General features: G+C 71.0%; 13 protein-coding genes. 7 read left to right on the plus strand and 6 right to left on the minus strand.

Going from position 1 to position 11,824, the window contains the following annotated elements:
* Entirely contained in the window at positions 1–720 is a 720-nt protein-coding gene (locus ACWCV9_RS26540; protein ID WP_450790179.1) for a DsbA family oxidoreductase, read from the plus strand.
* Positions 721–825: 105 nt separating this feature from the next.
* Positions 826–1,878 carry an aminotransferase class V-fold PLP-dependent enzyme gene (locus ACWCV9_RS26545; protein ID WP_450790181.1) on the plus strand — a complete coding sequence of 351 codons (1,053 nt, stop codon included), beginning with the start codon at positions 826–828 and terminating at the stop codon, positions 1,876–1,878.
* Positions 1,879–1,942: 64 nt separating this feature from the next.
* Here the strand turns inward: ACWCV9_RS26545 and thpD are convergent, their stop codons facing one another.
* The 6 genes from thpD to ACWCV9_RS26575 form a co-directional block, all read right to left on the minus strand.
* Positions 1,943–2,830 (minus strand): ectoine hydroxylase, encoded by an 888-nt coding sequence (gene thpD, locus ACWCV9_RS26550; protein WP_450790183.1) that lies wholly within the window; start codon positions 2,828–2,830, stop codon positions 1,943–1,945.
* Between the two features lie 6 nt (positions 2,831–2,836).
* Positions 2,837–3,241, minus strand: a complete 405-nt coding sequence (locus tag ACWCV9_RS26555; protein ID WP_450790185.1) for an ectoine synthase — start codon at positions 3,239–3,241, stop codon at positions 2,837–2,839.
* 24 nt (positions 3,242–3,265) lie between these two features.
* Complete coding sequence (gene ectB / locus ACWCV9_RS26560) at positions 3,266–4,537, minus strand: diaminobutyrate--2-oxoglutarate transaminase (RefSeq protein WP_450790187.1); 1,272 nt, start codon at positions 4,535–4,537, stop codon at positions 3,266–3,268.
* Between the two features lie 13 nt (positions 4,538–4,550).
* Positions 4,551–5,069: a diaminobutyrate acetyltransferase gene (gene ectA / locus ACWCV9_RS26565; RefSeq protein WP_450790189.1), complete on the minus strand. Its 519-nt coding sequence runs from the start codon at positions 5,067–5,069 to the stop codon at positions 4,551–4,553.
* A 254-nt stretch (positions 5,070–5,323) separates the two neighbouring features.
* Entirely contained in the window at positions 5,324–5,860 is a 537-nt protein-coding gene (locus ACWCV9_RS26570; RefSeq protein ID WP_450790190.1) for a DinB family protein, read from the minus strand.
* Between the two features lie 61 nt (positions 5,861–5,921).
* A complete protein-coding gene (locus tag ACWCV9_RS26575; RefSeq protein ID WP_450790192.1) occupies positions 5,922–6,971 on the minus strand; it encodes a pyridoxal-phosphate-dependent aminotransferase family protein in 1,050 nt (349 codons plus the stop codon).
* Between the two features lie 175 nt (positions 6,972–7,146).
* Between ACWCV9_RS26575 and ACWCV9_RS26580 the strand changes: the two genes are divergently transcribed.
* From ACWCV9_RS26580 to ACWCV9_RS26600, 5 genes are all read left to right on the plus strand, one after another.
* Positions 7,147–7,992, plus strand: a complete 846-nt coding sequence (locus tag ACWCV9_RS26580; RefSeq protein ID WP_450790194.1) for a transporter substrate-binding domain-containing protein — start codon at positions 7,147–7,149, stop codon at positions 7,990–7,992.
* Positions 7,989–8,822 (plus strand): amino acid ABC transporter permease, encoded by an 834-nt coding sequence (locus ACWCV9_RS26585; RefSeq protein ID WP_450790196.1) that lies wholly within the window; start codon positions 7,989–7,991, stop codon positions 8,820–8,822. The genes ACWCV9_RS26580 and ACWCV9_RS26585 overlap by 4 nt, the downstream gene beginning before the upstream one ends.
* On the plus strand, positions 8,819–9,613 hold the full coding sequence (locus tag ACWCV9_RS26590) for an amino acid ABC transporter ATP-binding protein (RefSeq protein WP_450790197.1): 795 nt from the start codon (positions 8,819–8,821) through the stop codon (positions 9,611–9,613). Before ACWCV9_RS26585 ends, ACWCV9_RS26590 begins: the two co-directional genes overlap by 4 nt.
* 41 nt (positions 9,614–9,654) lie before the next feature.
* Entirely contained in the window at positions 9,655–10,746 is a 1,092-nt protein-coding gene (locus tag ACWCV9_RS26595) for an amidohydrolase family protein (protein WP_450790199.1), read from the plus strand.
* A 143-nt stretch (positions 10,747–10,889) separates the two neighbouring features.
* Positions 10,890–11,801, plus strand: a complete 912-nt coding sequence (locus ACWCV9_RS26600; protein WP_450790201.1) for an SCO1860 family LAETG-anchored protein — start codon at positions 10,890–10,892, stop codon at positions 11,799–11,801.
* Positions 11,802–11,824: the final 23 nt, after the last annotated feature.

The raw sequence follows: 11,824 nt of genomic DNA on the forward strand, positions 1-11,824 counted from the left end.
ATGCGCGTCGAGATCTGGAGCGACATCGCCTGCCCCTGGTGCTACGTGGGCAAGGCCCGCTTCGAGAAGGCGCTGGCTGCCTTCCCGCACCGCGACGAGGTCGAGGTGGTGCACCGCTCCTTCGAACTGGACCCGGGCCGCGCCAAGGGCGACACCGGGCCGGTCGTCCCGATGATCGCGAAGAAGTACGGCATCAGCGAGGCGCAGGCCCAGGCGGGCGAGGACAACCTGGGCGTGCAGGCCGCGGCCGAGGGCCTGGAGTACCGCACCCGGGGCCGGGACCACGGCAACACCTTCGACATGCACCGGCTGCTGCACCTCGCCAAGGAGCACGGCCGGCAGGACGAGCTGATCCAGATCCTGTACCGGGCGAACTTCGCCGAGGAGCGCTCCGTGTTCACCGAGGGCGACGAGCGGCTGGTGGAGCTGGCCGTCGAGGCGGGCCTGGACGCGGAGGCCGCCCGCGCGGTGCTCGCCGACCCGGACGCCTACGCCGCCGAGGTCCGCGCCGACGAGCAGGAGGCCGCCCAGCTCGGCGCGACCGGTGTGCCGTTCTTCGTCCTCGACCGCACCTACGGCGTCTCCGGCGCCCAGCCCGCCGAGGTCTTCACCCAGGCGCTGACCCAGGCCTGGGGCGAGCGCTCGCCGCTGAAGCTGGTCCGGCAGGGCGACGCCGAGGCCTGCGGCCCGGACGGGTGCGCGGTGCCGCAGCAGGGCTGAGGAGGGACGGAACCGCAGGTCGGCGCGGATGTATAAGCCCTGCTAAGCGGATCCACGCAAAAATTCGCAATGGACGAGGGGTTCCCTGGCCCGCAGAGTGGGGGCATGGAGACCTTCGAGAGCCTCGTCCGCGCCGAGTTCAGCCCGAAGAACACCTTCCTGAACACCGCGAGCAGCGGGCTGCTGCCCGCCCGCACCGTCACCGCCCTGCGCGCGGCGGCGGAGATCAGGGCCGACGGCCGCCCCCTCGACCCGCTGTTCGAGGACGTGGAGCTTGCCCGTGCCGCGTTCGCCCGGCTCGCCGGAGTGCCGGTGTCCCGGGTGGCGGCGGGGGCCTCCGTGGCCAGCCAGACCGGGCTGGTCGCCGCCTCGCTGCCCGCGGGCGCCGAAGTGCTCACCGCCGAGGACGACTTCACCTCCGTGGTGAACCCCTTCCACAGCCGCGGCGACCTCAAGGTGCGCGCGGTCCCGCTGGAGCGGCTCGCCGAGTCCGTGCGGCCCGGCACCGCGCTCGTCTCGGTCAGCGCCGCCCAGTCCGCCGACGGCCGGATCGCCGACCTGCCCGCGCTGCGCGAGGCCGCCCGCACCCACGGCGCCCGCACCTGCGTCGACTTCTCCCAGGCCGCGGGCTGGCTGCCGATGGACGCCGACGCCTACGACTTCACCGTGTGCACCACCTTCAAGTGGCTGCTCGGCCCGCACGGCGCCGCCTTCCTCGTCGTGCCCGAGGACTTCGGCGGCCTCTCCCCGCTGCTCGCGGGCTGGGTCGCGGCCGAGGAGCCCTGGAACAGCTGCTACGGCCCGGTCACCGAACTCGCCCACTCCGCCCGCCGGTTCGACGTCAGCCCCGCCCTGTTCACCTACACCGGGGTGCGGCACTCCCTGGCGCTGATCGAGGAGCTGGGCGTGGCCGCCGTACACGCCCATGACCTCGGGCTCGCCGACCGCTTCCGGCAGGGGCTCGCGGCGCTCGGCCACCCGCCGCTGCCCGCCCCCGGCTCGGCGATCGTCTCCGTGCCCGGACTCGGCTCCCGCCAGGGCGAGTTGAGCCGGGCCGGGATCGAGGTCTCCGACCGCGCGGGCAATCTGCGCGCCTCCTTCCACCTCTACAACACGGAGGCCGACGTGGACCGGCTGCTGGACGCGCTGGCCGGCTGACGGCACCAGCCGGGCCGGGGCCTCCCGTCCCACACGAGAAGGCCCCGGCCCGGTGCTCAGCGGGTCACCTCACCGGGGTGAAGTCCCGCGCGCCGATGAACTCCGGCCGGCGCACCGGGGCCGCGAACGGCTCCACCGCCGTGTTCTCCACGCTGTTGAACACGATGAACACATTGCTGCGCGGGAACGGGGTGATGTTGTCGCCCGAGCCGTGCATGCAGTTGCAGTCGAACCAGGTCGCCGAGCCGGCCTTTCCGGTGAACAGCCGGATGCCGTACTCGCCCGCCAGCTGCGTCAGCGCCTCGTCGGACGGGGTGCCCGCGTCCTGCATCTGGAGCGACTTCTTGTAGTTGTCCTTCGGCGTGGCACCGGCGCAGCCCAGGAACGTCCGGTGCGAGCCCGGCATGATCATGAGCCCGCCGTTGGTGTCGTAGTTCTCGGTCAGCGCGATCGAGACGGACACCGTGCGCATGCGCGGCAGGCCGTCCTCGGCGTGCCAGGTCTCGAAGTCCGAGTGCCAGTAGAAGCCGCTCGCGCCGAACCCGGGCTTGACGTTGATCCGGGACTGGTGGACGTACACGTCCGAGCCGAGGATCTGCCGGGCCCGGCCGACCACCCGGGGATCGCGCACCAGCTCCGCGAACACCTCGCTGATCCGGTGCACCTCGAAGACCGAGCGGATCTCCTTGGACTTCGGCTCGACGATGGACCGCTCGTCGGCGCGGATCGCCGGGTCGTTCACCAGCCGGTCCAGCTCGCGCTGGTAGACGGCGACCTCGTCCGGGGTGATCAGCTGGTCGACGGCGAGGAAGCCGTCACGCTCGTACCGCTGGAGGTCGGCGGTCGCGATCGGGCCGGGCGTGTCGGGGGACCCCCAGACGACCGGGTCCTGGCGCGGGACGGTCACCTCGGTGGTGCCGCGGCTGGGGTAGAGATCGGTGACGGTGGTCATGGGTTCTCACACCTCCTCGGGCTCGGTGAGCAGCGGGTAGACGCCGTTCTCGTCGTGGTCCTCCCGTCCGGTGACGGGCGGGTTGAACACGCAGAGGCAGTGGAAGTCCTCCTTGACCTTCAGCGTGTGCCGCTCGTGGCCGTCGAGGAGGTACATGGTGCCGGGCGTGATGGTGTACGTCCGCCCGGTCTCGTGGTCGGTGAGTTCGGCCTCGCCCCTGGTGCAGACGACGGCCTCGATGTGGTTGGCGTACCACATCGACGTCTCGGTCCCGGCGTACAGGACGGTCTCGTGCAGGGAGAAGCCGACCCGCTCCTTGGCCAGGACGATCCGCTTGCTCTCCCAGGTACCGGACCGGGCCTTGACATGCCGGTCGGTGCCTTCGATCTCCTTGAACGATCGGACGATCACGTGTGCGTACTTCCTGTCGGTGGTTCAGACGGTTTCGCGGACGGCGCGGGCGAGCACCCGCAGGCCCTCGTCCAGCTCGTCCGGGGTGATGGTGAGCGCGGGCAGCAGCTTGACGACCTCGCCCTCCGGGCCGGACGTCTCGATCAGCAGCCCCAGCTCGAAGGCGCGCCGGGCCACCCGCGAGGCGCGCGCCTTCTCGTGGAACTCCAGGCCCCACACCAGACCGCGGCCGCGGTACTCCCGTACGTCGGAGAGGTTCTCCTCGGTGATGGAGATCAGCGCCTGTTCGATCTGCTCGCCCCGGGTGCGGGTCTGCTTCTCCATCGCGGAGCCGTCGGTCCAGTACGTCTCCAGGGCCGCGGTGGCGGTGACGAACGCCGGGTTGTTGCCGCGGAAGGTGCCGTTGTGCTCGCCCGGCTCCCAGATGTCCAGCTCGGGCTTGAACAGGCACAGCGACATCGGCAGCCCGTAGCCGCTGATGGACTTGGACACCGTGACGATGTCCGGGGTGATCCCGGCCTCCTCGAAGGAGAAGAAGGCGCCGGTACGGCCGCACCCCATCTGGATGTCGTCGACGATCAGCAGCATGTCCTGCCGCTCGCACAGGTCGGCGAGCGCCCGCAGCCACTCCGCGCGGGCCACGTTGATGCCGCCCTCGCCCTGCACGGTCTCCACGATCACGGCCGCGGGCTTGTTGAGCCCGGAGCCCTGGTCCTCCAGCAGCCGCTCGAACCAGAGGAAGTCCGGGACCGTGCCGTCGAAGTAGTTGTCGAACGGCATCGGGGTGCCGTGCACCAGCGGGATGCCGGCGCCGGCCCGTTTGAAGGCGTTGCCGGTGACGGCGAGGGAGCCCAGGGACATCCCGTGGAAGGCGTTCGTGAACGACACGATCGCCTCCCGGCCCTTGACCTTGCGGGCCAGCTTCAGCGCCGACTCGACCGCGTTGGTGCCGGTCGGCCCCGGGAACATGACCTTGTACGGCAGGTCCCGCGGGCGCAGCACCAGGTCCTGGAAGGTCTGGAGGAATGTGCGCTTGGCCGTGGTCGACATGTCCAGGCCGTGCACCACCCCGTCCCGGTCGAGATAGTCGATCAACGCCCGTTTGAGTACGGGGTTGTTGTGGCCGTAGTTGAGTGAGCCGGCCCCGGCGAAGAAGTCGAGGTACGCATGGCCGTCCTCGTCGTACATCCGGCTGCCCTGCGCACGGTCGAAGACGGTGGGCCAGCCGCGGCAGTAGCTGCGCACCTCGGACTCGAGGGTCTCGAAGACGCTCAGGTCGGGCTGGGTGATGGTCACGGTGAATCGCTCCTCAGTGGGCGGTGGAGTCGGTCAACGGGCCGATGCGGTAAAGGACTTCGGGGTCGTGCGCGCCGTCCGGGAACAGGTCGGCGGGGAACAGCACCTCGCGTTCGCAGCCCGCGCCGTGCCGGGCGGCGAACGAGGTGAACAGCCGCTCGGAGGCGGTGTTGCCGGGCGTGATCGTGGTCTCCACGTCCGTGATGCCGCGCTCGGCGGTCAGCCGGGCGGTCAGCCCGTCCAGCAGCGCCGCGGCGATGCCCCGGCCGCGGTGGGCGGAGTCGACGGCCACCTGCCAGACGAGCAGGGTGCGGGGGCGGTCGGGCCGCACATACCCGGTGACGAAACCGACCGGAGTGCCGTCCGCACCCCGCGCCACCGCCGAGGTGCCGGCGAAGTCCCGGCACCACAGCAGATAGCTGTACGAGGAGTTCAGGTCGAGGGTTTTCGATTCCTTGGCGAGCCGCCAGAGCGCGGGTCCGTCGGCTGTCTCCGGTCGGTCGATCAACAGGTCTGCGGGTGCGGCAGTCATGCGGCACGAATTTAGCGAGGCGAATTAGAAAATGCACGGGCGTGATCGCCGAGGTGCTGATCGCCCTTAGTGATATGCCGGGTTTGCCCCATGGCAAACCCGGACAAATCTACCCTGTTGTGGGGTGTGTCACAGCCCTGAAACCCATCGGAAATCTTGGTTGTTTAGCCTTGCAAAAAGCGGGCAGAAGAAGACGGGAAGCTATCGACCTAGGAATTCGGAGAATTCGCGGGGGTTGTGTAGGTGAATTGAATTCATACGCCGGTGGCGCCGTCGATGCGTTCCCGAAGAATGTCGGCATGCCCGTTGTGCCGGGCGTATTCCTCGATGAGATGGATGAGCACCCACCGCAAGCTGACCTCCGCCCCCGCCGCCGGTCCGTCGACCATCCGCCCGGTGTCGTCCGGCGACCGCCCCGCGCTCAGTTCGCGCCCCCGGGCGACCTCCCGCCGCCACGCCGCCAGCGCCTGCTCCGGGCCGCGTCCCGGGTCGAGGGCGTACCCGGTCTCCTCGTCGAAGACCGGCGGCACGTCCAGCCCCGCCAGCACCCGCTGGAACCAGTGCCGCTCCACCTCGGCGAGGTGCTGCACCAGCCCCAGCAGGGTCAGCTCCGACGGCTCGGCCGGCGCCCGCCGGAGCTGCGCGTCGTCCAGCCCCCGGCACTTCAGCTCCAGCGTGGCCCGGTGGAAGTCCAGCCAGCTCTCCAGCACGGCCGTTTCGGGGCCGGTCAGCAGCGGGATCGGGCGGCCGTCGGGAAGGGTCTGCGGGGTGTTGCCGTCGTCCGTGGTCATGCCGCGAGGATGGCAGCCGCCACTGACATCGGACCGTGTGCCCGGCCGGCCCGGGCGCGGGTCACCGCGACTGCGTGAGGGCCGTGCCCAGAGCGGCGAGGCAGGCCTCGACCACCTCGGGCCGCGCGTCCGCCCCGTAGTGGTTGACCCGGATCATCTCCTTGGCCAGCGCGCCGCCGCCGGCCGCGAGCGGCAGCGCCGGGTCGGCCGCCAGCGCCCGGGCCACCACCTCCGACGCCACGGCCCCCGCCGGCACCCGCAGGGTCGTGGCGACCGGCGCCGCGTCCCGCTCCTCGTACACATACGGCTCGAGCCCCAGGCCCAGGGCCACCGCACCCGCCCGCGCGGCCAGCGCGGCATCGCGGTGCCGGGCCGTCCACGCGTCCAGCCCCACCGACTCGATCCGCTCCAGACATGCGTCCAGTGCCAGCATCTCCAGCTGCGCCGGAGCGTGCGGCAGCGCCGTGCGGCCGGCGTCCAGCCAGCGCTCCTTCCAGTCCAGCAGGGAGAGGTAGGAGCGGCGCGGCGCGTTCGGGTTCGCCGCCATCCGGGCCCACGCCCGCTCGCTCACCGAGATCGCCGACACCCCGGCCGGCCCGCCCATCGCCTTCTGCGCCCCGATCACACACAGGTCCACGCCCCACGCGTCCGGCAGCACCGGCTCCGCGCCCACGGAGGCCACCGCGTCCAGGTAGAAGAGCGCGCCGTGCTCCCGGACCACCGCGCCGATCTCCGCGACCGGGTTGGTGTTGCCGGTCGCCGCCTCCGCGTGCACCAGCGAGACGAAGTCGGTCTCGGGGTGCTCGGTCAGCGCCTCCCGGATCTGTTCGGCGGTCACGGCCGTGTGGAAGGGAACGGAGAGGTCGTGCACCGTCGCCCCCGCGTCCCGCAGCCAGTTCCCGAAGGTCTGCCCGTACGGGCCGGTGATCACGTTCAGCGCCACCGTGCCCGGACCGGCCGCCGCGCGGATCGCGCCCTCCAGCGGCAGCAGCGCCTCACCCTGGGTGATCAGCACGTCCTGCCGGGTGTCCAGCAGTCGCGCCACCCGGTCCTCGATGGCGGCGAAGCGCTCGGCACTCAGCGGGGGCAGGTCGAGGAGGGGATGGGTCACGACGGCATCTCTTTTCGGTGTCGGAAGTCGGTATCGGTCGGTCCCGGACGGACAACTGCCAAGGTCAACTCCCTCGATCTTAGGTCGAAGCAGCTTGTGACCATCGGTTTGATTTGAGAGCCTCAAACATCTCCTTATAATCGGAAGCCACTGTTCCCCCCACTGGAGAGCCCCCATGAAATCCGTCCTCGGGCGCCGGACCCGCCTTCTGGCCGCCACCACCGCGACCGCCGGACTCGTGCTCGTCGCGGCCGGCTGCTCCTCCAGCGACTCGGGGGGCAAGACCACCGTCAAGGGCGTCCACCTGGTCAAGGCCGGGCAGCTCACGACCTGCACCCACCTGCCGTACCCGCCGTTCCAGTCGGAGATCAACGGCAAGGTGCAGGGCTTCGACGTCTCCCTGATCGACCTCGTCGCCAAGGACCTCGGCGTCAAGCAGCAGATCCTCGACACGCCGTTCGAGAACTTCAAGACCGGCGCCTTCCTGAACTCCGGCCAGTGCGACCTGGCCGCCGCCGGCATGACCATCACCGCCGAGCGCAAGAAGAACGTCGACTTCTCGGACCCGTACTTCGAGGCGACCCAGGCGGTCCTGGTCGACAAGAGCAGTGGCATCACCTCGCTCGCCGATGTGAAGACCAAGGGCAAGAAGCTCGGCGCCCAGGCGCAGACGACCGGTGAGGACTACGTCAAGAGCAAGGGCTTCGACCCCGTCTCCTTCGCCTCCTCCGACGCCGTCCTCAACGGCCTGCGCACCGGCCAGGTCCAGGCCGTCGTCATCGACTACCCGGTGGTCCAGGGCTGGCTGAAGGACAAGGCCAACGCCGACAAGTTCAAGGTCGTCGACAACCTCAAGACCGGCGAGCAGTACGGCTTCACGGTCAAGAAGGGCAACACGGCCCTGCGCGAGGCCATCAACAAGGCGCTGAAGCAGGCCAAGGCCGACGGCACCTACAAGAAGCTCTACGAGCAGTGGATCGGCCCGTACGACTCCTCCGTGGCCTCTCCCGCCGCCTCATGACCGCGCTGGACACCGAGGTACAGCCGAAGAAGAAGGGGCTGACCCGGCGGCAGAAGCGCCGGGTCTCGCGGGCCGCGCAGTACGCCGTCTTCGTCGCCGCGGTGATCGCCTTCGCGGTCGCCGCGGACTGGGGCCGGCTGAAGAACCAGTTCGCCCAGGTCCATATCGCCGAGCAGCTGTTCCCGGACCTCATCACGGTGGCCCTGAAGAACACCGTGCTGTACACGCTGTCCGGCTTCGCCGTCGGCCTGGCCCTCGGCATGGTCATCGCGCTGATGCGGCTGTCGTCCGTGGGGCCGTACCGCTGGCTCGCCGGCATCTACATCGAGGTCTTCCGGGGCCTGCCCGCGCTGCTGATCTTCATCTTCGTCGGCGTCGGCGTGCCGCTCGCCTTCCCCAGCGTCCAGTACCCGGGCGGTACCTACGGAAAGGTCGCCGTCGCGCTGGGGCTGGTCTCCGCCGCGTACATGGCGGAGACCATCCGCGCGGGCATCCAGGCCGTGCCCAAGGGGCAGATGGAGGCGGCCCGCTCGCTCGGCTTCTCGCCCGCGCGGGCCATGGTCTCGATCATCCTGCCGCAGGCCTTCCGGATCATCCTGCCGCCCCTGACCAACGAACTCGTGCTGCTCTTCAAGGACTCCTCGCTGGTGCTGTTCCTGGGGGTCACCCTGGAGGAGCGCGAACTGTCCAAGTTCGGCAACGACCTGGCCAGCCAGACCGCCAACTCCACGCCGATCCTGGTCGCGGGCCTGTGCTATCTGCTGATCACGATCCCGCTCAGCCTCGTCGTGCGCCGTATGGAAACCAAGGCCCGTAGGGAGATCCGGTGACCCGCCCCGAGATCCGCGTCCAGGACCTGCACAAGTCCTTCGGTGACAACCAGGTCCTGCGCGGCATCGACCTGGAGATCCAACAGGGCGAGGTCGTCTGTGTGATCGGGCCCTCCGGCTCCGGCAAGTCGACCCTGCTGCGCTGTGTGAACCTGCTGGAGGAGCCGACCCGGGGGCGGGTGTTCGTCGGCGGCACCGAGCTGACGGACCCCGACGTCGACATCGACGCCGTACGCCGCCGGATCGGCATGGTCTTCCAGCAGTTCAACCTCTTCCCGCACCTGAGCGTCACCGAGAACCTCACGCTGCCGCAGCGCCGGGTCCTCAAGCGGGACAAGGCGACCGCCGCGCGGATCGCCGCGGAGAACCTGGACCGCGTCGGTCTGGCCGAGAAGGCGGACGCCTACCCGGCCTCCCTCTCCGGCGGCCAGCAGCAGCGCGTCGCCATCGCCCGCGCCCTCGCCATGGGCCCCGAGGTGATGCTCTTCGACGAGCCGACCTCCGCACTCGACCCCGAGCTGGTCGGGGACGTCCTCGCGGTGATGCGCAGGCTCGCCCGGGAGGGCATGACCATGATGGTCGTCACCCATGAGATGAGCTTCGCCCGCGAGGTCGCCGACCGGGTCGTCTTCATGGACGGCGGAGTGATCGTCGAGGACGGCCGGCCCGAGCAGGTCATCGGCGACCCGCAGCACGAACGCACCCGCCACTTCCTCTCCCGGCTGCTCGACCCGGCGATGGCCGAGGTCGAGGAGGAAACCTCCGACCAGGTCGGAAAAGCGGAGGCATAGCTCACTCACCACACCGGGGCAGCGCTCACTAAGGTGCCGGTATGAGCGATCAGCCGGTGCTGCATGTGAAGGGCCGGGTCCTCGCCGGGCCCGAGGACGTCCGCGACGAGCTGTGGGTGGTCGGGGGCCGGGTCGCCTACGAGCGTCCCGCGGGCGCCCGGGACGTCCGGACCGTCGAGGGCTGGGCGCTACCCGGCCTGGTCGACGCGCACTGCCATGTGGGCCTCGACGCGCACGGCCCGGTGGACGCGGAGACCGCCGAGAAGCAGGCGCTGACCGACCGGGAGGCCGGCACCCTGCTGATCCGGGACGCGGGCTCGCCCTCCGACACCCGCTGGATCGACGACCGCGCCGACCTGCCCCGGATCATCCGGGCCGGCCGGCACATCGCCCGCACCCGCCGCTACATCCGCAACTACGCCTGGGAGACCGAACCGGACGGCCTGGTCGGCTATGTCGCCCAGGAGGCCCGGCGCGGCGACGGCTGGGTCAAGCTGGTCGGCGACTGGATCGACCGCGACCTCGGCGACCTCGCCCCCTGCTGGCCCCGCGAGGCGGTGGCGGCGGCCATCGCCGAGGCACACCGGCTCGGCGCCCGGGTCACCGCCCACTGCTTCGCCGAAAGCTCGCTGCGCGACCTGGTCGAGTCGGGCATCGACTGCATCGAGCACGCGACCGGCCTGACCGAGGAGCTGATCCCGCTCTTCGCCGAGCGGGGGGTCGCGATCGTCCCCACCCTCGTCAACATCGCCACCTTCCCGCGCCTCGCCGACGGCGGCGAGTCCAAGTTCCCCCGCTGGTCGGCCCATATGCGCCGGCTGCACGAGCGCCGCTACGACACCGTGCGCAGCGCCTACGACGCCGGGATCCCGGTGTTCGTCGGCACCGACGCCGGCGGCTCGCTGGCCCACGGCCTGGTCGCCGACGAGGTCGCCGAGCTGGTCGCCGCCGGCATCCCGCCGGTCGACGCCCTCGCGGCCACCAGCTGGGCGGCCCGCGCCTGGCTCGGCCGCCCCGGCCTGGAGGAGGGGGCGCCGGCCGACCTGGTGGTGTACGAGTCCGATCCGCGGGCCGACGTACGGGTACTGGCAGCGCCGCGCCGGGTGGTGCTGCGCGGGATTGTGGTCGGGTAACGGAACGCCTGTGCCCGGTGATTCGAAGAACCGTGCGGAATATTCACGTATGAGTGAAGTGGTCGCAGATCGCTGACCGTTCACCCGTAGTGGGTACAAGGTTGACGGGTCCCAAACAGGTTTCTTCTGGGGGTCCCACCACCTTGAACAGCAACAACTTCCGCCTGCCCGCACGCCGGCTGGCCGCCGTCGCGACGGTCACCGCCCTGGCGGCCGCGCCGGCGGCCCTGGGCGCGGGCACCGCGCACGCGACCACCGACCACGGTCGCGCCTCCGCCGTCGTCCTGCGCACCGGGCTCGACGTGTCCCTGCTCGACAAGACCGTCGACGTCCCGCTCGCGGTCTCCCTCAACGAGGTCCGGGCACCGCAGAGCGCCGACCGCACGGCCCTGTCCGCCCGGCTCGACGGCGTGGACGGCGGCAAGCCCTTCACGGTCCTCGGCGCCGACGTCGCCCAGGCCACGGCCACGGCGACCGCACAGCGCGCCGAGGGCTCGGTCCGGCTCGCCCACGCCCGGCTGCACGTCCCCGGCCTGCCGCTGCTGTCCCTGATCGAGGTCGGCACGGTCACCGCCAAGGCCACCTGCGAGGCCGGCAAGGCACCGACCGCCGAGGCGAACGTCCTCGGCGCCGTCACCGTCCTCGGCAAGCGCGTCACCCTGACCGCCGGCGGCCCGACCCAGGTCACGGTGCCCGGCGTCGGCGAGGTCCGCCTCGACCTCGCACAGCGGCGCACCACCTCCCGCACGGCCGCCGCGACCGCCCTCCGGCTCAAGGTCTCCGTCAACCCCCTGAAGCTGAACGTGGCCGACGTCGAGGGAACCGTCACCCTCGCCGAGGCCACCTGCCAGTCCCCGGCCGCGCCGAGCGCCCCGGCGAGCAGCCACCCGGTACCGAGCCACGACCCGGCCGCCGACGTGCGGCCGCAGGGAGCCCGCGCCGACCTCGCCGAGACCGGCGGCAGCTCGGCGACCCCGTACCTCGCGGGCGGCGCGCTCGCCCTGGTGCTGGCCGGCGGGGGAGTGACCCTGGTGGCCCGCCGCCGCAAGGGCTGACCACCCTTCCCGCACGCCGCTCC

This window comes from Streptomyces sp. NPDC001606 (assembly GCF_053596835.1).

What these genes read in the sequence shown, in the direction of transcription:
- ACWCV9_RS26540 (WP_450790179.1), top strand. Translation starts at nt 1, where the DNA reads ATGCGCGTCGAGATCTGGAGCGACATCGCCTGCCCCTGGTGCTACGTG.
- ACWCV9_RS26545 (WP_450790181.1), top strand. Translation starts at nt 826, where the DNA reads ATGGAGACCTTCGAGAGCCTCGTCCGCGCCGAGTTCAGCCCGAAGAAC.
- thpD (WP_450790183.1), bottom strand. Translation starts at nt 2,830, where the DNA reads ATGACCACCGTCACCGATCTCTACCCCAGCCGCGGCACCACCGAGGTG.
- ectA (WP_450790189.1), bottom strand. Translation starts at nt 5,069, where the DNA reads ATGACTGCCGCACCCGCAGACCTGTTGATCGACCGACCGGAGACAGCC.
- ACWCV9_RS26570 (WP_450790190.1), bottom strand. Translation starts at nt 5,860, where the DNA reads ATGACCACGGACGACGGCAACACCCCGCAGACCCTTCCCGACGGCCGC.
- ACWCV9_RS26580 (WP_450790194.1), top strand. Translation starts at nt 7,147, where the DNA reads ATGAAATCCGTCCTCGGGCGCCGGACCCGCCTTCTGGCCGCCACCACC.
- ACWCV9_RS26585 (WP_450790196.1), top strand. Translation starts at nt 7,989, where the DNA reads ATGACCGCGCTGGACACCGAGGTACAGCCGAAGAAGAAGGGGCTGACC.
- ACWCV9_RS26595 (WP_450790199.1), top strand. Translation starts at nt 9,655, where the DNA reads ATGAGCGATCAGCCGGTGCTGCATGTGAAGGGCCGGGTCCTCGCCGGG.